The 20,052-nt window shown below is 62.9% G+C and carries 21 protein-coding genes; 17 read left to right on the forward strand and 4 right to left on the reverse strand.

Features of this window, described 5'->3' with window-relative positions; genetic code table 11:
* Window positions 1–10 precede the first annotated feature (10 nt).
* The 3 genes from modB (at window position 11) to NKH28_RS06135 (ending at window position 2,247) form a co-directional block, all read left to right on the forward strand.
* Entirely contained in the window at window positions 11–715 is a 705-nt protein-coding gene (modB, locus tag NKH28_RS06125; RefSeq protein ID WP_352539561.1) for a molybdate ABC transporter permease subunit, read from the forward strand.
* On the forward strand, window positions 712–1,824 hold the full coding sequence (modC, locus tag NKH28_RS06130; RefSeq protein WP_352978204.1) for a molybdenum ABC transporter ATP-binding protein: 1,113 nt from the start codon (window positions 712–714) through the stop codon (window positions 1,822–1,824). Before modB ends, modC begins: the two co-directional genes overlap by 4 nt.
* Window positions 1,825–1,905: 81 nt before the next feature.
* Complete coding sequence (locus NKH28_RS06135) at window positions 1,906–2,247, forward strand: winged helix-turn-helix domain-containing protein (RefSeq protein ID WP_023676697.1); 342 nt, start codon at window positions 1,906–1,908, stop codon at window positions 2,245–2,247.
* Between the two features lie 33 nt (window positions 2,248–2,280).
* Here NKH28_RS06135 and cobF read toward each other — a convergent pair whose 3' ends face one another.
* Window positions 2,281–3,054, reverse strand: a complete 774-nt coding sequence (gene cobF, locus NKH28_RS06140; RefSeq protein ID WP_352978206.1) for a precorrin-6A synthase (deacetylating) — start codon at window positions 3,052–3,054, stop codon at window positions 2,281–2,283.
* A gap of 141 nt (window positions 3,055–3,195) precedes the next feature.
* Here cobF and NKH28_RS06145 point away from each other — a divergent pair, with 141 nt between their 5' ends.
* The 5 genes from NKH28_RS06145 to NKH28_RS06165 all read left to right on the forward strand — a co-directional run bounded on the left by NKH28_RS06145 (window position 3,196) and on the right by NKH28_RS06165 (window position 8,605).
* The gene (locus NKH28_RS06145; protein WP_352471617.1) at window positions 3,196–4,206 is read left to right on the forward strand and encodes a DUF4424 domain-containing protein; all 1,011 of its coding nucleotides are present in this window, start codon (window positions 3,196–3,198) and stop codon (window positions 4,204–4,206) included.
* Window positions 4,206–4,724 carry a dihydrofolate reductase gene (locus tag NKH28_RS06150; RefSeq protein WP_352471618.1) on the forward strand — a complete coding sequence of 173 codons (519 nt, stop codon included), beginning with the start codon at window positions 4,206–4,208 and terminating at the stop codon, window positions 4,722–4,724. Before NKH28_RS06145 ends, NKH28_RS06150 begins: the two co-directional genes overlap by 1 nt.
* Window positions 4,725–4,885: 161 nt before the next feature.
* Window positions 4,886–5,980 carry an FtsH protease activity modulator HflK gene (gene hflK / locus NKH28_RS06155; protein WP_352471619.1) on the forward strand — a complete coding sequence of 365 codons (1,095 nt, stop codon included), beginning with the start codon at window positions 4,886–4,888 and terminating at the stop codon, window positions 5,978–5,980.
* Window positions 5,980–6,942, forward strand: a complete 963-nt coding sequence (gene hflC, locus NKH28_RS06160) for a protease modulator HflC (protein ID WP_352539565.1) — start codon at window positions 5,980–5,982, stop codon at window positions 6,940–6,942. The genes hflK and hflC overlap by 1 nt, the downstream gene beginning before the upstream one ends.
* Window positions 6,943–7,087: 145 nt before the next feature.
* Entirely contained in the window at window positions 7,088–8,605 is a 1,518-nt protein-coding gene (locus tag NKH28_RS06165) for a DegQ family serine endoprotease (RefSeq protein WP_352539566.1), read from the forward strand.
* A 47-nt stretch (window positions 8,606–8,652) separates the two neighbouring features.
* Here NKH28_RS06165 and NKH28_RS06170 read toward each other — a convergent pair whose 3' ends face one another.
* Together NKH28_RS06170 and serB are read right to left on the reverse strand one after the other, a co-directional pair.
* Window positions 8,653–9,225, reverse strand: coding sequence for a GNAT family N-acetyltransferase (locus NKH28_RS06170; RefSeq protein WP_352978208.1), 573 nt, complete (start codon window positions 9,223–9,225; stop codon window positions 8,653–8,655).
* Window positions 9,222–10,109, reverse strand: coding sequence for a phosphoserine phosphatase SerB (serB, locus tag NKH28_RS06175; protein ID WP_352501017.1), 888 nt, complete (start codon window positions 10,107–10,109; stop codon window positions 9,222–9,224). The genes NKH28_RS06170 and serB overlap by 4 nt, the downstream gene beginning before the upstream one ends.
* On the opposite strand from serB, the gene miaA reads away from it, so the two are divergent.
* The 3 genes from miaA to NKH28_RS06190 all read left to right on the forward strand — a co-directional run bounded on the left by miaA (window position 10,099) and on the right by NKH28_RS06190 (window position 12,484).
* Window positions 10,099–11,067: a tRNA (adenosine(37)-N6)-dimethylallyltransferase MiaA gene (gene miaA, locus NKH28_RS06180; protein ID WP_352614339.1), complete on the forward strand. Its 969-nt coding sequence runs from the start codon at window positions 10,099–10,101 to the stop codon at window positions 11,065–11,067. The genes serB and miaA overlap by 11 nt on opposite strands.
* A 104-nt stretch (window positions 11,068–11,171) precedes the next feature.
* Window positions 11,172–11,966 carry a GGDEF domain-containing protein gene (locus NKH28_RS06185; protein WP_352501016.1) on the forward strand — a complete coding sequence of 265 codons (795 nt, stop codon included), beginning with the start codon at window positions 11,172–11,174 and terminating at the stop codon, window positions 11,964–11,966.
* 131 nt (window positions 11,967–12,097) lie between these two features.
* Complete coding sequence (locus NKH28_RS06190; RefSeq protein ID WP_352539569.1) at window positions 12,098–12,484, forward strand: ester cyclase; 387 nt, start codon at window positions 12,098–12,100, stop codon at window positions 12,482–12,484.
* 36 nt (window positions 12,485–12,520) lie between these two features.
* On the opposite strand, the gene NKH28_RS06195 is transcribed toward NKH28_RS06190, so the two are convergent.
* Window positions 12,521–14,347 (reverse strand): ATP-binding protein, encoded by a 1,827-nt coding sequence (locus tag NKH28_RS06195; protein ID WP_352768937.1) that lies wholly within the window; start codon window positions 14,345–14,347, stop codon window positions 12,521–12,523.
* 152 nt (window positions 14,348–14,499) lie between these two features.
* Here NKH28_RS06195 and NKH28_RS06200 point away from each other — a divergent pair, with 152 nt between their 5' ends.
* The 6 genes from NKH28_RS06200 to ilvN all read left to right on the forward strand — a co-directional run bounded on the left by NKH28_RS06200 (window position 14,500) and on the right by ilvN (window position 20,052).
* Complete coding sequence (locus NKH28_RS06200; RefSeq protein WP_352768935.1) at window positions 14,500–15,066, forward strand: helix-turn-helix domain-containing protein; 567 nt, start codon at window positions 14,500–14,502, stop codon at window positions 15,064–15,066.
* Between the two features lies 1 nt (window position 15,067).
* Window positions 15,068–15,379 (forward strand): hypothetical protein, encoded by a 312-nt coding sequence (locus NKH28_RS06205; RefSeq protein WP_352471626.1) that lies wholly within the window; start codon window positions 15,068–15,070, stop codon window positions 15,377–15,379.
* 22 nt (window positions 15,380–15,401) lie between these two features.
* Window positions 15,402–15,929: a GNAT family N-acetyltransferase gene (locus tag NKH28_RS06210; RefSeq protein WP_352471627.1), complete on the forward strand. Its 528-nt coding sequence runs from the start codon at window positions 15,402–15,404 to the stop codon at window positions 15,927–15,929.
* Window positions 15,930–16,148: 219 nt separating this feature from the next.
* The gene (locus tag NKH28_RS06215; RefSeq protein ID WP_352768931.1) at window positions 16,149–17,309 is read left to right on the forward strand and encodes a PcfJ domain-containing protein; all 1,161 of its coding nucleotides are present in this window, start codon (window positions 16,149–16,151) and stop codon (window positions 17,307–17,309) included.
* Window positions 17,310–17,661: 352 nt separating this feature from the next.
* A complete protein-coding gene (locus NKH28_RS06220) occupies window positions 17,662–19,413 on the forward strand; it encodes an acetolactate synthase 3 large subunit (protein ID WP_352471629.1) in 1,752 nt (583 codons plus the stop codon).
* Between the two features lie 66 nt (window positions 19,414–19,479).
* Window positions 19,480–20,052, forward strand: coding sequence for an acetolactate synthase small subunit (gene ilvN, locus NKH28_RS06225; RefSeq protein WP_023676680.1), 573 nt, complete (start codon window positions 19,480–19,482; stop codon window positions 20,050–20,052).

Raw genomic sequence — 20,052 nt, forward strand, 5'->3', positions numbered from 1 at the left:
GGCACCGCACATGAACTGGCTGCTGGATCTCGCTCCCGACGAATGGAATGCGGTCCGGCTGTCGATCAAGGTGGCGACCGTGGCGATGATTGCCAGCCTGCCGCCGGGCATCCTGATCGCTCTTGTGCTTGCCCGCGGCCAGTTCTGGGGCAAGACGCTGCTCAATGGTCTGGTGCATCTGCCGCTGATCGTGCCGCCGGTGGTGACCGGCTATTTGCTGCTTTTGACTTTCGGCAAGCGTGGTCCGGCCGGCGCTTTCCTGGCCGAACATTTCGGGATCGTTTTTTCCTTCCGCTGGACTGGCGCCGCGCTCGCCTGCGGCGTGATGGGCTTTCCGCTGATGGTGCGGGCCATCCGGCTGTCGATCGAGGCCGTCGACCGCAAAATCGAGGCGGCCGCCGGCACGCTCGGCGCCAATCCGCTATGGGTATTCGGCACGATCACGCTGCCGCTGATCCTGCCCGGGCTGATCGCCGGTGCGATCCTCTCCTTCGCCAAGGCGATGGGCGAATTCGGCGCGACGATCACCTTTGTCTCCAACATCCCGAACGAGACGCAGACGCTACCGTCGGCGATCTACACTTTCACGCAGGTTCCCGGCGGCGACGCCGGCGCGCTCAGGCTGACGCTGATCTCGATCGTCATCTCGATGGCGGCACTTGTTGCCTCGGAAGTGCTGGCGCGGCGCGTCGGCCGGCGGATGGACATCGAATGACGGTTCAGGTCGACATCAGCCACCGGCTTGGCGATTTCACCGTCAATGCCCGCTTCGAAAGCGCCGGGCGGCTGACTGCGCTGTTCGGGCCTTCCGGCTCCGGAAAGACGACGCTGATCAATTTGATTGCCGGGCTGATCCGCCCCGACAAAGGTCGCATCGCGGCCGAGGGCCGCGTGCTGGTTGATAGCGATGCCGGTCTGTTCGTGCCGAAGCACAAACGGCGGATCGGCATGGTGTTCCAGGATGCGCGGCTGTTTGCGCATATGAGCGTGGCGAGCAATCTGCGCTATGGCCGCTGGTTCACGCCGGCTGCCGAGCGTTACGCCGATATCAATGGCGTGGTCGAACTGCTCGGGATCGGCCATTTGCTCGATCGGCGGCCGGCAAAACTCTCCGGTGGCGAGAAGCAGCGCGTGGCAATCGGCAGGGCGCTGCTTGCCAGTCCGAAATTGCTGCTGATGGACGAGCCGCTGGCGTCGCTCGACGAGGCGCGCAAGGCCGAGATCTTGCCTTACATCGAGCGGCTGCGCGACGAGACGAAAATTCCGATCGTCTATGTCAGCCACTCGATCGCCGAAGTGGCGCGGCTGGCGAGCGACGTCGTGGTGCTGATGCAAGGAAAGGTCGCCGCTTCCGGTCCGACCGGTGCGATCATGCAGCGTCTGGATCTATTGCCGGCCGAAGAGCGCGGCGAGGGCGGTGGCGTGCTGGATACCGCGGTTCTGCGCCACGACGAAGCCTTTGGCATGACGGTGCTAGGCTCATTGGCGGGCGAGATCCGGGTGCCGCTTCTGGCAACGCCAGTCGGTGCGCCGGTGCGCGTCCGCATCCGTGCCCGCGACGTGATGATCGCCACCGAGCAGCCGGTTGGCCTCAGCGCGCTGAACATATTGCCGGGCACGATCGTGGCGATAGAGCCGGGCGAAGGGCCCACGGTCGAGATCGGCATCGACTGCAATGGCGCAACCGTGCTTGCCCGCATCACCGAACAGTCGCGGCAGACACTGGAGCTTCGGCTTGGTCGACAGGTCTTCGCCGTGGTCAAGACGGTGAGCTTCGACCGGGCGAATACCGGCGCCGGCCTGCCCGCCGAGGCGGATGAGTGAACGGCCGATGATTCGCTATATCGTTTTGGAATAGCGGTATCGCCGCGGAACTTGTAGAATAGCGTGACCGCGGAGGAGCAAATGCCGTCGCTGAGTTTGCGGATAAATCTCGATCCAGATGGCCGCATCGGACCGGGCAAGATCGAGCTTCTGGAACAGATCGCCGCCTTCGGCTCGATTTCGGCCGCGGCACGCGGCATGGAGATGTCCTACAAGCACGCCTGGGATCTGGTCGAAGACATGAACCGCGTGTTCGGCAAGCCGCTGGTTGCGGCACAGACGGGCGGCAAAAAAGGCGGTGGCGCCCAGTTGACGTCGGTCGGGCTTGCTGTGGTCAGCCGCTTCCGCGCGATCGAGCGGGCTGCGTCTTCAGCAGCGGCGGCGCATATGGAGGCGCTGCAGGCCGAGATCGACGCAGCGTGACGCCGGCGGAATTCATGCCGCGTGTGATCCCTGTTACTTCTTAGGCTCGCCCGGCTTGCGCAGCAGATAGGTGTCCATGATCCAGCCTTTTTTCCGGCGGGCCTGCTCACGGGTGGTCACGATCTTGTCGCCGACGTCGCCAATCCGGCCCGAGATGACGATCTCGTCAGGCGTCCCGAGATAGGCGCCCCAGTGAACGGTGACGTCGTTGTCGTCCAGCGTGTTGAAGGCGCATTTGCCGTCCAGCATGACGATGGTGCTGCCGGCGTTTTCGGGCAGACCTTCCTCGGCGAGCCGGCGGCCGGTGGTGATCAAAATGGCGTCGCCGATCCGGTTCAATGCCATTTTGTGGCTGGCTGCGAGTGCCTGGATGGCGGTGATGCCAGGGATGACCTCCAGCTCGAACGCTACATTGCCTCTGAGGCGCACGCGCTCGAGGATGCGCAGCGCACTGTCATAGAGCGACGGATCGCCCCAGATCAGGAAGGCGCCGCAGCCATCTTCAGGGAGTTCGTCGCGGATCAGGCCTTCGTAGATCGCGGCGATCGCCTCGTGCCAGTCGTCGACGGTCGAGCGGTAGGAAGGCGCCGGCTCGGCGCGCACCGGTACATCGAATTCGACCCGGCGCGAGTTCGGATTGATGACGAAGCGGTCGCAGATCTGGCGGCGCAATTCGGCGAGATCGTTCTTCTTCGCGCCCTTGTCGGGAATGAACAGCACGTCGGCCCGGTTGAGGCCATTAATGGCCTGGACCGTCATGTGCTCCGGATTGCCGGCGCCGATGCCGATGACGAGAAGCTTGCGCATGGGCGAACTCCTGCCCGATCGGGACCGGCGTGTCCAGACCGACACGACATGCCGGCAGGCGCCGGCGCATTTGCCGAAAGGCTTTGAAACGCCACATTGAACAGCTAGAGTCATGCTGGCATTCTCGCCGGGGGAGTTTCCATGTTCCGTTACGTCCTGACCGCAGCCTTGGCGCTCTCGGCTACGCCTGCGCTCGCCAATGATTCGGTCGCCGAACTCGGCACCGGTGGGCTGATTCTTTCGCGCAGCGATGCGGTGGCGATGGAAAGCGAGGATCTCTACATCTCGCCGGAAAAAGTGATGGTCGATTACGTCTTCCGCAACAATACCGACAAGGATGTCGATGCGATCGTCGCCTTTCCGATGCCCGACATCGAAGGCGACCCCGAAGAAATACCAGCGATTCCGGAGGCGCAGAGCGACAATTTCCTCGGCTTCGAAGTGACGATCGACGGGGAGCCGGCAAAGCCGCAGCTCGAGCAGAAGGTGTTCGCGCTCGGCATCGACATCGGCGCTGACCTGAAGGCGCAGGGCGTGCCGTTCTATCCGTTCGGCGATGCGGCCAAGGCAGCGCTGGCAAAGCTGCCGCAAGCGGTCGCCGACGACTGGGTCAACCGCGGCATCATCATCGAGGACACTGCTGACGACGGTTCGGGCATGAAGACCGTCTATACGCCGTTCTGGCAATTGCGCTCGACCTATTGGTGGCGCTCGACGTTTCCGGCCAACAAGGCGGTCCATGTCTCGCATCGCTACAAGCCGAGCGTCGGCGGCACCTCCTCGGTCAGCTTCTTCTATGACGGCCAGTTCCAGGGTCAGTATGCCGCCTACAAGACACGCTACTGCATGGACGATGCCTTCGAGAATGCCGTGCGCAAGGCAGCCAAGGACGATCCCGACGGCTATCCCAAATATTTCGAGAACCGCATCGCCTATATCCTGACCACGGGCGGCAACTGGGCGTCGGGAAACATCGGCAGTTTCAAGCTGACCGTCGACAAGGGCGATGCGAAGAACCTGGTCTCGTTTTGCGGCGAAAACGTCAGGAAGATCGGACCGACGACGTTCGAGATGAAGGCGCAGAACTTCTACCCCGAGCATGACATCGACATATTGCTGCTGGAGCCGTCGGATGGCGGAAACGGCGGCTGATGGACCTCGCGCTTTATGTCGCCATCGCCGAGAACGGCGTGATCGGGCGCGAGGGTGGGTTGCCGTGGCGGCTGTCCACCGATCTCAAGCGGTTCAAAGCCGATACGATGGGCAAGCCCATCATCATGGGCCGCAAGACCTATGAAGGCATCGGCCGCCCATTGCCGGGCAGGCTCAACATCGTGGTGACACGAGACAAGGCGTGGCGCGCCGAGGGCGTCGAAGTCGCGCACTCGATCGAGGACGCAATCGCGCTGGCGACGGTGCGCGGGCGCTGCATGGCCGGCGCCGACGAGATCTGCGTCATCGGCGGCGGCGAAATCTACGCTCAGGCGCTGCCGTTGGCCGATCGGCTGCACGTGACCCATGTTCTGGCCGCGGTCGACGGCGATGCCCATTTCCCGCCGATCGATCCGGCGCTGTGGCGGATCGTCCGCTCGCAGGAGGTGGAGGCTGGCGAAAAGGACAGCCATGCGACACGCTATTCGGTTTACGAGCGGCGCCGCGACGTGCATTGAAGGCGACAAAGGGGTCGCGACAGGTCTAGATGGACGCAAAGGCGGACAGTGGCGGCAGCCGATCGCGTTGAAAGCGTGCCGTCGCATCCCTATAGAAGAATAATATTGGATTTTGCGCCGGTGAGCCGGCGCTTGAGGGAATTCCAAGCGAAAGGACATTCATGCCCTGGAACGACAAGAGCGGCGGCGGCGGCCCGTGGGGCGGCGGCAACAATCAGGGGCCTTGGGGTCAGGGACCAAAAGGACCCAGCGGCCCGCAGGGCTCGCCTCCCGATCTCGAGGATATTATCCGGCGCGGGCAGGACAGGTTGCGGCGCGCGCTGCCGGGAGGCGGTGGCGCGAGCCCTGCTGTGTTCGGGCTGATTGCCGCGGCGCTGGTGGTGCTATGGGCGTTCAAGGCGGTCTATACCGTGCAGCCCGACGAAGTTGCGGTGGAACTCAGGTTCGGCAAGCCGAAGGCGGAGCTGTCGCAGCCTGGCCTGCATTTCCATTGGTGGCCCATCGAAACGGTCGAGACCGCTAACATCGCCGAGCAGCTTGTCAGCATCGGCGGCGGCAGCACCAGCGGCGATGGCCTGATGCTTTCCGGCGACCAGAACATCGTCAACGTGCAATTCTCGGTGGCCTATCAGGTTTCCGACCCGAAGGCCTATCTGTTCGACGTGTCCGACCCGGGCGGCATGCTGCAGCAGGTCGCCGAAAGCGCGATGCGCGAAGCGGTCGGCCGGCGCCCGGCGCAGGACATTTTCCGCGACGACCGGCAAGGCATTGCGGCGTCGGTGCGTGAGATCATCCAGACGACGCTGGACGGCTACAAGGCCGGCCTCAACGTCAACGCAATTTCCATCGAGGACGCCGCGCCGCCGCGCGAGGTGGCAGACGCGTTCGACGAGGTGCAGCGGGCCGAACAGGACGAGGACAAGTTCGTCGAGCAGGCCAATCAGTATTCCAATCAGAAGCTCGGCCAGGCGCGCGGTGCGGCCGCACAGATCCGCGAAGACGCGGCCGCCTACAAGAACCGGGTCGTGCAGGAGGCCGAAGGCGAGGCGCAGCGCTTCATCTCGGTCTATGACGAATATGCAAAGGCGCCGGAAGTGACGCGCAAGCGGCTCTACCTGGAGACGATGGAGAGGGTGCTGAAGGATTCGAGCAAGGTCATCGTCGAGCAGGGCAACGGGCAAGGGGTGGTTCCCTACCTGCCGCTGCCGGCATTGCAGCAGAAGGCGCCGGCACCGGCCACCGGAGGAAACCAGTGATGGCCAACCGTCTTCCCGTCATTGCGGTCATCGCCGCGGTCATCCTGTTCCTGCTCTATTCGTCGGTCTTCGTCGTCAATGCGCGCCAGCAGGCGCTGGTGCTCAGGTTCGGCGAAATCGTCGACGTCAAGAACCAGCCGGGCATCTATTTCAAGGCGCCATTCTCCTTCTTCGATGCCGACACCGTCCAGCTGATCGAAAACAGGGTCCTGCGCTTCGACCTCGACAACATCCGTGTCCAGGTTTCGGGCGGCAAATTCTATGAGGTCGATGCCTTTATCGCCTATCGTATCTCGGACCCGCGTGTGTTCCGCGCCGCGGTTTCCGGCCAGATCGAACTGGCCGAGGCCCGGCTGAGGACGCGTCTCGACGCTGCCTTGCGCCGCGTCTACGGCCTGCGCGACTTCGAGGCGGCACTCTCGGAAGAGCGCGCCGTGATGATGCGCGAGGTGCGCGATCAGCTGAGGCCTGATGCCACCTCGCTTGGCCTGCAGATCGAGGATGTCCGCATCCGCCGCACCGATCTCACGGCCGAAGTCTCGCAGCAGACCTTCGACCGCATGAAGGCCGAACGTCTCGCCGAAGCCGAGCGGCTGAGGGCGCGCGGCAACGAGGCAGCGCAGCGGATCAGGGCTCGCGCCGACCGCGAAGTGGTCGAAATCGTCGCCGAAGCGCAGAAAGAGTCTGAAATCCTGCGCGGTGAAGGTGAAGCCCAGCGCAGCGCGACGTTTGCCGGGGCCTATCAGCGCGATCCGGCCTTCTTCGATTTCTACCGGTCGATGAATGCCTATGGCACGGCGCTGAACAGCGCAGGAACGACGATGGTGCTGTCGCCGAATTCCGAGTTCTTCCGCTTCTTCCGCGACCCGGACAGCAAGGAAACGCCTGCGGCACCGGCGGCAGCACCGCCAGCACCTGCCGCTCCCGCGCCACCGGCGGCTCAGCCAAGCACCGGCCAGTAGGGCCGGTGCAGGGATAGCCGGCGTAACAGAGGATTTATTCTCTGGCGGTAGCCATAGCCGCAAACGTGCCTTATTTCTTGCCAACATGACGCGACGCGGCGTTTTTTGCCGAAGCGCTTTTTTCAGAACACCCGGAGGCCTTTCGATGACATCCACCACCCTTCTGCGTGCAGCGAGGCGGACGTTCATCGCCGGGGCCGCTGCGCTTCTGGTCGGCGCCATTGCCGTTCCGTCGTTCGTGGCGCCGACGATGGCAGCCGACGGGCCGCCCTCGGTTGCCGATCTCGCCGCCGGCCTGCTTGGCGCCGTGGTCAACATCTCGACGTCGCAGACTGTTAAAGGCACTGAAGGGCCGGGCGCAGTGCCGATGCCGCAGCTGCCGGAGGGCTCGCCCTTCCAGGACTTCTTCGACGATTTCTTCAAGAACCGTGGCGGCGACAAGGGCGGCGGCGGGCAAAAGGTGCAGTCGCTGGGCTCCGGCTTCGTGGTCGACGCCGAGCAGGGCATCGTGGTGACCAACAACCACGTCATTGCCGATGCCGACGACATCGAGGTGAATTTCTCCGATGGGGTGACGCTCAAGGCGACGCTGGTCGGCACCGACACCAAGACCGATGTCGCGGTGCTGAAGGTCGATCCGAAAGGGCACAAGCTGACGGCGGTGAAGTTCGGCGATTCCAACACGATGCGTGTCGGCGACTGGGTGATGGCGATCGGCAATCCGTTCGGTCTCGGCGGCACGGTGACGGTCGGCATCGTCTCGGCACGCAATCGCGACATCAATTCCGGCCCGTATGACGACTTCATCCAGACCGATGCCGCGATCAACCGCGGCAATTCCGGCGGACCGCTGTTCAACAGCAGCGGCGAGGTCATCGGCATCAACACGGCAATCATCTCGCCATCGGGCGGCTCGATCGGCATCGGCTTCTCGATCCCGTCGCAGCTTGCCTCGGGCGTCGTCGACCAGCTTCGCCAGTTCGGCGAGACGCGGCGCGGCTGGCTCGGCGTGCGCATCCAGCCGGTGACCGACGACATTGCCGAAAGCCTGGGCATGGCGACCGCCAAGGGCGCGCTGGTCGCCGGCGTTATCAAGGGCGGGCCGGTCGACAACGGCACCATCCAGGCCGGCGACGTCATCATCAAATTCGACGGCAAGGACATCCATGAAATGCGCGACCTGCCGCGCGTCGTGGCGGAGAGCCCGGTCGGCAAGGCGGTCGACGTGATCATCGTGCGCAAAGGGGTCGAGCAGACCGTCAAGGTGACGCTCGGCCGGCTCGAGGACGGCGAAAAGCTTGCCAGCGGCGGTGAAAACGGCAACGCCGACCAGGACGATGCCGACAAGGCGCCTGCGGTTTCGACGGCTGCCGTGCTCGGCATGACGATCGGCGAGCTCAATGAGGAGACGCGCACGAAATTCGGCATCGCCGCCGACGTCTCCGGCGTCGTCGTGACCGACGTCTCCAAGGATTCGGCGGCTGCCGAACGCGGCATCCAGCCGGGCGAGGTGATCACCGAGATCGCGCAGGAATCGGTCGCAACGCCCAAGGACGTCATGGACCGGATCGGCGCGCTGAAGGAGCAGGGGCGCAAGAACGCGCTGTTGATGCTGGCGTCGAAGACCGGCGAGCTGAGGTTTGTGACAATCCGGATGGATTGAGTCCGGAAGAGCCTGCAATGCTCTGATCTTGAAACGAAAAAGGGCGGCTAGCGGGCCGCTCTTTTTCTTGCCTGCCAGTCTGTGCGTGACAGCCTGTAGAAGACATGTCGCCTGAGTGCGGTGTGGCTGTCCGGAACACCGGGATGGTCGAAATCGGAGGCGGGGTCGGCGATCATGCCCAGGCGCTCCATAACGGCAGTGGACCGGCTGTTATCCTTGACTGCGAAGGACACGATTTCGTCGAGGCCAAGTCTTTCAAAGCCATAGGTGAGCCAGGCTTCGGCTGCTTCGGTGACATAGAAGCGGCCCCAGAATTCGGGTGCCAGCCGCCAGCCGATCTCGATCGTGCCGGGCGGCAGGAATGGCAAATGATCAGTTCGGGTTATGCCGACGAAGCCGATGCATTCGCCTGTGGCTGCGATCTCAGCGGCCGCGAAGCCGAAGCCGTCGCGATCGATAGCCGCGCGCAACTCCTCCATCTTGGTGTCCGACTGGGCACGGTCGCGGCGAAACGGAAAGAATTCCATGACCAACTCGTCGGAATTGATGCGATGGAAGAGCTCGCGGTCACGATCTTCCCAGTTGCGCAGGATCAGGCGCTCGGTGCGGATCGGCATCATTCGACAAATTCCTCCCGGCGATAACCCTGCAGATAAAGCAAGGCGGTGAGGTCGCCGTGGTCGATGCGGATCTTTGCCTCGGCTGCGACGGCCGGCTTGGCATGCAAGGCGACGCCGATGCCGGCAAGACGGATCATGTCGAGATCGTTGGCGCCGTCGCCGACGGCAATGGCATCGGCAGGCGTCAGGCCGAGGCCGGCGGAAATCTCGATAAGGGCTTCGGCCTTGGCGGCGCGGCCGAGGATCGGTTCGGCGACCAGGCCGGTGAAGCGGCGATCCTGCTCGATCAGGCGGTTGGCGCGATTTTCGTGAAAGCCGAGCAATGCTGCGATGCGGGTGGTGAAGATGTCGAAACCACCGGAGATCAGCGCCGTCCAGGCGCCATTGGCCGCCATTGTCTGGACGAGCGTGCGGCCGCCGGAGGCTAGCGTCAGGCGATTGTCGATGATGCGGTCGATGATTGCGGCATCGAGACCCTTGAGCAGCGCCACGCGCTCGCGCAAGGCCGGCTCGAATGCGATCTCGCCGTTCATCGATCGCGCCGTGATGGCGGCGACGCGATCCTTGACGCCGATCTCGTCGGCAAGCTCGTCGATGCATTCCTGGTCGATCATCGTCGAATCCATGTCGGCGATCAGGATCTTCTTGCGCCTGTTCTCGGCCGGCTGGACGGCCACGTCGATCGGTTCGGAAGCCAGCGCGGCACGCAGGCGCGCCGTTATTTCGGAAGCGTCGGCGGTCTCCGGCAAGTCGAGCTCGCAGGCGATGCCTTCGGCCAGCCAGCGAACAGCGCTTGCGCCGACCGACCGCGAGGCCATATTCGCTAGCGTCGACGTCAATGCGCGGCCGGCGGGATGGGATAGAAGCGTGGCGATCAGCAGCATCGAAAATTCCAGCGGACAGGCGGGCGAAGGCCGCGTGAAGAACGCGATCCTGATAGCCGGGCCGACCGCCAGCGGCAAGTCGGCGCTCGCACTCGACCTCGCCGAGCGCAATGGCGGTGTCATCGTCAACACCGATTCCATGCAAGGCTATTCGGTGCTCGACGTGCTGACGGCGCGGCCTGGTCCTGCCGAACTCGCCCGCGTTCCCCACTTTCTTTATGGACACGTCGATCCGTCCACCGCCTATTCAACCGGCGCCTGGTTGCGTGATGTCATAAAGCTGATCGACGACGGCACGCTTTCGGAGCGGCCAGTGATTTTCGTCGGCGGAACCGGGCTTTATTTCCGGGCGCTCACGGAAGGTATCTCGGAGATGCCCGACATTCCGAAGTCGATCCGCGATCGCTGGCGCTACGAGCTCCAGGAACAGGGCGCAGTGAGATTGCACCGCATCCTGTTGCGCGAGGATTCTGCGGCCGGCATGATGCTGAAGCCGACGGATGGCCAGCGCATCGTGCGGGCGCTGGAGGTGCTCGACGCGTCGGGCCGTTCCATCCTGGACTGGCAGGCCGCGCGTGGCCGGCCGTTGATCGACGGGAGCAGCGCGCGCTTTTTCGTCATCGAGCCGGAGCGAGCGGCTCTGGTGGAGCGGATCGATGCCCGCTTCGACCGCATGCTGGATGAGGGGGCACTGGACGAGGTGAAACAGCTTTCAGCGCTCGGCCTCGATCCCGACCTGCCGGCGATGAAAGCAATCGGTGTTCGCGAGCTTCAGGCCGCGCTGGCCGGCGCCTTCAGTTTTCCCGAGGCCATCGAGCGCGCGAAAATCGCGACGCGGCAATATGCCAAACGGCAGGCGACCTGGTTCAGGCACCAATTGGGCCCGGAATGGCAGAGATTGCGTCCTGATGGGGGGATCGACTCGATGCTCTCACTCCCTCCTTCGAGCGCAACCTGAAAAGTCGACACCGAGGGGACATTTCGCGTTGAAGTTGTCCAGGTTAACTGTCCGTAAGTTCCCGCATGCCATAAGATCGCTACGAACTTTCCAACGGGGAGCAGATGCGTTTCCACAAGGCGGAATCAGCCTTTTTCGTCTTTATTTTTGTGATCCTGGCCGCCGGCCTGGTGACGCTTTACGCCTATGGGCTCCTGCAAACCCTGGCCGCCGACATTAGCAATACGCCTTCAAAACTCGATGAAATCGTCTATCTCAACAAGCTGCTGTTTGCGACGGGCGTGCTGTTGGCGACTGCGCTGTTCTTCGGCATTTTCTTCATCTACCCTCTGATCCGAAAGCAGGCGACGGAAGAAGGCAAGCTGCGCGCCATGACCGTTTCGCTCAGCGCGCGTTCGGAGACGCTGGAGCATGCGGCGCTCACCGACAGCCTCACCGGCATGCAGAACCGGCGTTATTTCGACGATGCGCTGAAGGAATATCTCGAAGAGTTCCGCCGCATCGAGAAACCAGTAGGGCTGATGATCCTCGACCTCGACCATTTCAAGCAGGTCAACGACAGCCACGGCCACGATGTCGGCGACGAGGTGTTGCGGGCGGTCGCCAACTGTCTCAAGGACATGACACGCTATCACGACGTGGTGGCGCGCCTGGGCGGCGAGGAGTTCGCGGTGGTCACGCCCAATATGGACGCCGAGCTGCTATCCAAATTCGCCGAGCGCATCCGCAAGGCGATCGCCAACATGTCGGTGCTGACGGGCAATGTCCGACTGAAAATCACCACCAGCGTCGGGCTTGCCGTCTGGGATCGCAAGGAAACCGCCGAGGAGTTCTATCGCCGCGCCGATCGCCAGCTCTATGAGGCGAAGAGGCAAGGGCGCAACCGCGTCTGTGCCTGAATTCCGTCATTGAATTCGTGATTCCGGCCGTCTGGTATCGTTTTCTTCGTTTCCGGTGCACGCAGACCGACATCACCCCGTCAAGCTGAGATGCTGCCTTTGCGGGGCTTGCCGGAAATAGAGGTGTTGCCGTGACTAAATCCGATCTCTCCGGTCTTTACCGAGGCTATATTGCATGCCTGAACAAGCAGGATTGGCCAAATCTGGGGAGGTTTGTTCATGATGAAGTGACCCACAACGGTCGCAAGCTCGGATTGTCCGGCTATCTCGAAATGTTGGTCAGAGACTTCGACGAAATTCCGGACCTTTATTTCAACATTCAGCTATTGGTTGCCGATCCGCCTTATGTAGCGAGCCGGCTAAGCTTCGACTGCGCGCCAAGGGGAACGTTCCTTGGGCTCGATGTAAGCGGGAAGAGAATTTCGTTTGCCGAGAACGTATTTTATGAGCTTCAGAGAGGGAAAATTCGCCAGGTGTGGTCAGTTATAGACAAGACAGCCATCGAAACTCAGCTTTGATATCTGCGAGCGCTGCCTAAAAGTCGCTCGGCTCAATCATTCTGGGGGACGCAGGCCGAAGGTCGCCGGCTTGAGGCCGTAGCGCAAGTCGAAATCGTCGTTTCGCTGGGTGCGTGCGGCCGACGGCTTGCGATAGTCCGAATCGCCGGCCTGCCGGCCCGGATCGACGACTTCCGCGAAAGGCATTGCCTGTTGTGATTTCGGCACGTTGCGCAGCCGTTCGACGATCGCCACGAGGTCGACCTCGTCGCCGGTTTCGGACGGCAAGGCATTCTCGCGCTTGGCGGTGCCAGGGATCAAATCCTCGGAGAGCTTTTCAAACTTCATCCGCATCGTCGTCGCCACGCCTTCCCCGAAGGCGATAGCCTCGCGCTGGCCCATGGAAGACAGGAACGCCAGCGTCGAAGCCGAGGAATCGGCGATCGCCGAGCGGATGATCGCCTGGTCCTGCTCGTTGGCGAGCCGCATGGCAAAGAACGTCGAGCACTGCGACAGGATGGTCGGGTCGAGTTCGCCCGGGCGCTGGGTGACGACGCCGAGATAACAGCCATATTTGCGGCCTTCCTTGGCGATGCGCGACAGCGCGTGCCGCGTCGGCGCGAAACCGAGGCGCGGATCGGCCGGCATATAGCGATGCGCTTCCTCGCACAGGAAGAGCAGCCGCAGGCGGCCTTCGCTCCACAACGCCAGGTCGAAGGCCAGCCGCGCCAGGACCGAGCAAACGGAATTGACCACCTCGGACGGCATGCCGGCCATTTCGAAGCAGGTCACCGGGCGGCCGTGATGCGGCACGCGGAAGATGTTGCCGATCGTCTCGTGGATGGTGTCCTCGATCAGGCGCGAGTTGAACATGAAACGGTAGCGCGGATCGGATGCCGCCGATTCGATACGTGTCTTCAGTGACCTGAGGGTCGGGCGATCGTTCTTGCTTTCCAGCAATCCCATGCGTTCGTCGACCAGCTTGATAAGGTCGGCAATGCGATAGGGCACCGGCGCGTCGGCGGTCAGCACATCGGTGCTGCGCCGCAGATAGTTGCCGGAGTTCGGATTGCGGTAGAGGTTCTTGGCCGCGGGAATGAGATCGCGCAAGGCGTCGACCTCTTCCGGAACCGTCTCGCGGCCGCGAAACAGCACCTCGGCAAATTCCTCTAGCTTGAACATCCAGAAGGGCAGGTCGAGCGTCGTCGAATCGACCCTGACGCAATATTCGGGCAACGACGCGGCGAACTCGTTGTGTGGATCGAGGATGAGCACGCGCAGGTCGGGCCGGGCGGCGATCGATTTGCGCAAGAGCAGCGACACGGCGGTCGATTTGCCGACCCCGGTGGTGCCGACAATGGCGAAATGGCGCGCCAGCGTATCGTCGATGGCGATATTGGCGTCGATGGCCTCGTCCTGCGACAGCGTGCCGATGGTGATCGAATGACGACCGGCGAGATCGTAGACGGCCTGCAGGTCGCGGCTGCGGATACGATGGGCAATGGCGCCGATATGCGGGTAGGTTGTGATGCCACGGTCGAAGATCGGCTTCGCGCCGGGTTCGGCACCGTCGCGCACCTCGCCGATCAATTCGATGCTGACCTCGATCGGATTCTGGCCCTCGCTGCTCCAGGCACGATCCGACTTGCCGATTTCATAGACCAGGCCGACGGTTCGTGATGTACCGAGATTGATCGAGATCATCTTGCCGACGCTCCACAGGCCGGTGACCGTGCCTTCGATATCGTCGGCATAGGCGCTGATGGTGGCGCGCGCGCCGTCGCATTGCACGACATTGCCCAGAATGCGCTTGTCGTTCTGCTCCGCCCTGCGGCGCTCCAGCAAAGTCGGTTCCCCAATGGAGGCTTCGCGTTCAACGAGCATGGATACGCCGGTCCCCTTTTCCCAAAGCGATGAGCCTAGGCGAACGGGGTTAAGGTGGGATGAGGCCGGATGGTTTAGCGGACATTAAGGAGTTTGCGAAAACTGGATGAAACGGCCGTTGCTCTGTAGAAGAATTTCGATATATTGGATTAATGGATGATATAGCGAACGACATCTCCTCGACCATCGGCAGAAGAATACATACCGAAAGAGTGGCTCGAGGCTGGTCCTTGGCAGAACTGGCGGAGCGGTCCGATGTTTCGAAAGCCATGCTGAGCACGGTAGAACGCGGCATGACCAGCCCGACGGCGGCACTCCTTGTGCGTATTGCGGCCGCCTTCGGCATGACGCTGTCCACATTGATCGCAAGGGCGGAATTGCAGGGCGGTGGCCTGCTTCGCGAACGTGACCAGCCGCTCTGGCGCGATCCGGCTACGGGTTATGTGCGGCGGCATCTTTCGCCGGTTTCGGACATGCCCCTCGAACTGATCCGGATCCAGTTGCCGGCCGGCGCCAAGGTAAGTTTCCCGGCGGCGTCTTATGCCTTCATCAGGCAACAGATATGGCTGATCTCCGGGCGGCTGGAATTCACAGAGGGGGACATCGTTCACCGGCTCGAACCGGGCGACTGCCTGGCGCTCGGCGCGCCATCCGATTGCGTCTTTCACGCTCCGGGGCCGGACGCCGCCGACTATCTGGTTGCGTTGGCCAGGAGCTGAGGTGAAGGCGCGCCGTCCAAAACGCTGCGACAATGGCGGTCCGCCGCTCGACGACTATGACGGTCCGCCCTGGGGCAAGGGCGACCCCTATGTGTTTCTTGCCTGGCAGACCGCCCATGCCCAGGCATGGAAAGTGCCGAGCCGCGAGATCATGCTGATGCGGCTGCACAAGGCCGAGCGGCTGGGCCTGACCTATGAGGAATACACGCTCGAACTGCTGGAACGCGGGCGACATCTGCAAGAGGAAGACGCCGATCGCATCGCGGAAATCCGGCGGGCCAGGAAGCGGAAGCGGACCAGTCGTTTCGACTGACGGACGGCGACAGGGGAACGACATGAGTTCGATCGAAATCAGGCCACTCAGCAATGCTGACGGAACGCAAAAAATGCTGACGGAACTGCTGATCGGGACAGTCGCTGCCGGCGGCTCGGTCAGCTTCATGCATCCGTTGGTGCCGGAGATGGCCGCGGCCTTCTGGAACAAGTCGCTTCAGGCGGCCGCCAGAGGCGAAAGGGCGGTGCTTGGGGCCTGGAACGGCGAGGCTCTGGTCGGCACCATCACCTTGCTGCTCGACTGCCCTCCCAACCAGCCGCACCGGGCCGAGATCGCCAAGCTGATGATCCGCCTCGATTACCGCGGCAAGGGCATCGCAACCCGCCTGATGGAGGCGGCGGAAGCCGTTGCTGTGGAGAAAGGCCGCACGCTGTTGGTCCTCGACACGGCAAAAGAGGAGGGGGCTTCCGGGCTCTATGAAAAGCTCGGCTTCACGCTGGCCGGCGAAATACCGGATTATGCGCTGAAGCCGCATGGCGGGCTCACAGGCACCCTCATCTACTGGAAACGCGTCGGCCGGACACGCTGATGGCGACAACGATGCACCTTTGCAACACCCGTCAGACCATCGCGGGCGTGGAAAGAATAGCTCTTGCGTCAAATTGGCGGCGAGCTTAGAGAAGCCGCCCATTCTGATCCGTCGTCCTGAAAGGAGACCTGTCAATGACCCGGCGATCCAGATCGACACATTCCGTGCCGACGCTGGAATTGCGTGCGGCTGACAGGGTTCCAATCAGGAAGAACGGCCATGGCAAAGTCCATGATCCAGCGCAGGCAGGATGCCGAGCGCGAACGCATTGAAGCATATGCCGTAACGCTGCGGCGGGTTTTTCCCGTCCCGCGTCCCGCTCCGGATTTCGAGCGGGCGCTCGACGAGGCACGTCGGGGCTTTGCCGGCATGGCGATTCGCGACGGCGCGCTGTGGCGTCCAAAGCTGAAGACGCGCGACCCCGAGCGGCTGCGGCTGGCCGCGGCGCGCCATCTCTATGCGCGCTACCCGGTTACAGCCGCGCTCGAGGGGATCTGGCTGGACAGCTCGGGGTTGAATGTCGGCGAGATTGCGCTTCGCAAGGCTTGGTATATCGCAGTGGCGCGTGGTGACTCGCTTTACAAGGCGGGCGCCTGTGCGTGGCTGTCTCGCAAGGAGGTGCACTGCTTCTTGAACTTGCCCGGCGATTTCACGTTCGACGAGGCATTTTGGGTGGTGATCGCCCGGTCCTACACGGATGATTCCGGGTTGGCGGCCCGACTTGCCAAGTCGAAAATCGCGCGCACGCCACGTAACGATCTGGCCTTCTGGCGCGAGGTGACACGGTTCTTCTGCGGGCAACCCGCGTCGAAGGAGGAGATCGACGATCTTTGCGACTATATCGGCGCCGTGCACCAGCGCGATGCGGCGTACAGCCTGAAGGGTCGCACGCTTGCCTCGCTGCGTCGGCAGATGCTGGAATGGCATCGAGACATTGCCGCGATCGAACGCATCGAGGCAATGCGCCGCCGCGCTGCCGGGCGGACCACGCGTACTGCCGGGACGCAGTCGCAGGATCGCGCCTGGGACGGCTCGTGCCTGGACGACTGGGACTGGCAGCCGTCGACCAAGGAGGCAAAGGCGCATGGCGAGCGTTTCTTCGTCCGTCAGTTGAAGACAGCTGAGGATCTGGTCGCCGAGAGCCGGGCGATGCATCATTGCGTCTCGATATACGCGGCCAAATGCATCGCCGGCAATGCCTCGATCTGGGTGCTGCGGCGCTCGGCGCTGGGCAAGATCGAGCGGTTGCTGACGATCGAACTCGACCCGCAAAACCGTGCGGTGCAGGTGCGCGGTTTCGGCAATCGTCTCGCCTCGCTCGAGGAGCGCAAGATCATCGAGCGCTGGGCCAAGGCGAGGGGTGTGGTGCTCTGCGCCTGAAACGGAAGACCCGCGCGGCGGAAAGGCGGCGCGGGTGCATAATGGGCGGATGTGCCGACGTCGGGCCAAGTGCACATTCGCCGTTGACAGCGGCGTCAAACCAATTCTATTGTCCGCCACCATGAAAAAGGCACTCATTCTCGTAGGAAAGCGCGTGGGCAAGGCGGTGTAACCGCCGGGCGGTGACCTCCCATGCGCAAGACACAGGCTCCCTCGGGGGCCTTTTTTATTGCCCGAAACACGACTAAACGACGAGCAATCGCCAGATGGCGAACAGTACGGGACCAGAACGATGAGCAGTGGACAGAATGAGCGGCGCGAAATGCCAAGAACTGAAATGCCAAGGAGCGAAATGACGGGTGCCGAAATGGTGGTGCAGGCGCTGAAGGACAATGGCGTCAAGCATGTTTTCGGCTATCCGGGCGGCGCGGTTCTGCCAATCTACGATGAAATCTTCCAGCAGGACGAGGTCGAGCACATCCTCGTCCGCCATGAGCAGGGCGCGGGCCACGCGGCGGAAGGCTATGCGCGCTCGACTGGCAAGGCCGGCGTCATGCTGGTGACCTCAGGGCCGGGCGCCACCAATGCGGTGACGCCATTGCAGGACGCGCTGATGGACTCGATCCCGCTGGTCTGCCTGACCGGCCAGGTGCCGACTTCGCTGATCGGCTCGGATGCGTTCCAGGAGTGCGACACGGTCGGCATCACGCGGCCCTGCACCAAGCACAACTGGCTGGTGAAGGACGTCAACGAGCTCGCGGCAACGATCCACGAGGCCTTCCATGTGGCAACGACAGGGCGCCCCGGTCCGGTCGTCGTCGACATCCCGAAGGACGTGCAGTTCGCCAGGGGTATCTATGTCCCGCCGCAGACGGCGCCGCGCACCAGCTACCAACCGAAGGTCCAGGGCGATCTGGAAAAGATCAAGGCGGCGGTCGAGCTGATGGGGGCTGCCCGAAAGCCGATCATCTATTCGGGCGGCGGCGTCATCAATTCCGGCCCGGAGGCGAGCCATTTGCTGCGCGAGCTGGTCGACCTCACCGGCTTTCCCATCACCTCGACGCTGATGGGCCTCGGCGCCTATCCGGCGTCGGGCAAGAACTGGATGGGCATGCTCGGCATGCACGGCACGTATGAAGCGAACATGGCGATGCACGATTGCGACGTCATGCTCTGCATCGGCGCGCGCTTCGACGACCGCATCACCGGGCGGCTGACGGCGTTTTCGCCGAATTCGAAGAAGATCCACATCGACATCGACCCGTCGTCGATCAACAAGAACGTCCACACCGACGTGCCGATCATCGGCGATGTCGGGCGTGTGCTGGAGGATCTGGTGCGGCTGTGGCGGGCAACCGCCAAGGCCGACAAGAAAGCGCTTCACCCGTGGTGGGAGCAGATTGCCAAATGGCGCGCGCGCGATTCGCTCGCCTACAAGATGAATCACGAGGTGATCATGCCGCAATACGCCGTCCAGCGGCTCTATGCGCTGACCAAGGACCTCGACACCTACATCACCACCGAGGTCGGCCAGCATCAGATGTGGGCGGCGCAGCACTATCATTTCGAGAAGCCGAACCGCTGGATGACCTCTGGCGGACTGGGCACGATGGGCTACGGCCTGCCGGCCGCGCTCGGCGTGCAGATCGCGCACCCGGATGCGCTGGTCATCGATATCGCCGGCGACGCCTCGGTGCAGATGACGATGCAGGAGATGAGCGCCGCGGTGCAGCACGAGGCGCCGATCAAGATATTCATCCTCAACAACCAGTATATGGGCATGGTGCGGCAGTGGCAGCAGCTGCTACACGGCAACCGGCTGTCGCACTCCTACACCGAGGCGATGCCGGATTTCGTCAAGCTCGCCGAAGCCTATGGCGGCCACGGCATTCGCTGCGACAAGCCGGACGAACTCGATGATGCCATCAAGGAGATGATCGCGGTCAAGAAGCCCGTCCTGTTCGACTGCCGCGTGGCGACGCTCGCCAACTGCTTCCCGATGATCCCGTCCGGCAAGGCGCATAACGAGATGCTGTTGCCGGACGAGGCGACGGACGAAGCTGTCGCCAACGCGATCGACGCCAAGGGCAGGGAACTGGTGTAGCCTGGTTCGAGGAAGCTGTGCGGAAACAGCAGATTAGCGCAAAAGTTTGAAATCGAGATTCATGTCATGAACGCACAGTTGCAACCGACCGGCTCCGCCTATTTCATCGCCAAGGAGACGGAAAAACCAGAGAACCACACGCTTTCGGTCCTCGTCGACAACGAGCCGGGCGTGCTTGCGCGGGTCATCGGCCTGTTTTCCGGACGTGGCTACAACATCGAGAGCCTGACGGTCTCGGAAACCGAGCACGAAAAGCACCTGTCGCGCATCACCATCGTGACGCGCGGCACGCCGCACGTGCTGGAGCAGATCAAGCACCAGCTCGAGCGCATCGTGCCGGTGCACCGCGTCGTCGATCTCACCGTGCGGTCGCAGGAATTCGGACAGGAGCGGCCATTGGAGCGGGAACTCGCGCTGGTCAAGGTCGCCGGCACCGGCGAAGCCCGCGTCGAGGCGCTCCGGCTCGCCGATGCATTCCGCGCCAGCGTCATCGATGCCAACACCGAGCATTTCATCTTCGAGATCACCGGCAAGGGCTCCAAGCTCGATCAGTTCATCGCCATCATGAAACCGCTCGGGCTGGTCGAGATCTGCCGTACCGGGGTGGCGGCGATGAACCGCGGCCCGCAAGGGATGTGA

Origin of the sequence: Mesorhizobium sp. M1227, from assembly GCF_040318315.1 — a bacterium.
GTDB lineage: Bacteria > Pseudomonadota > Alphaproteobacteria > Rhizobiales > Rhizobiaceae > Mesorhizobium.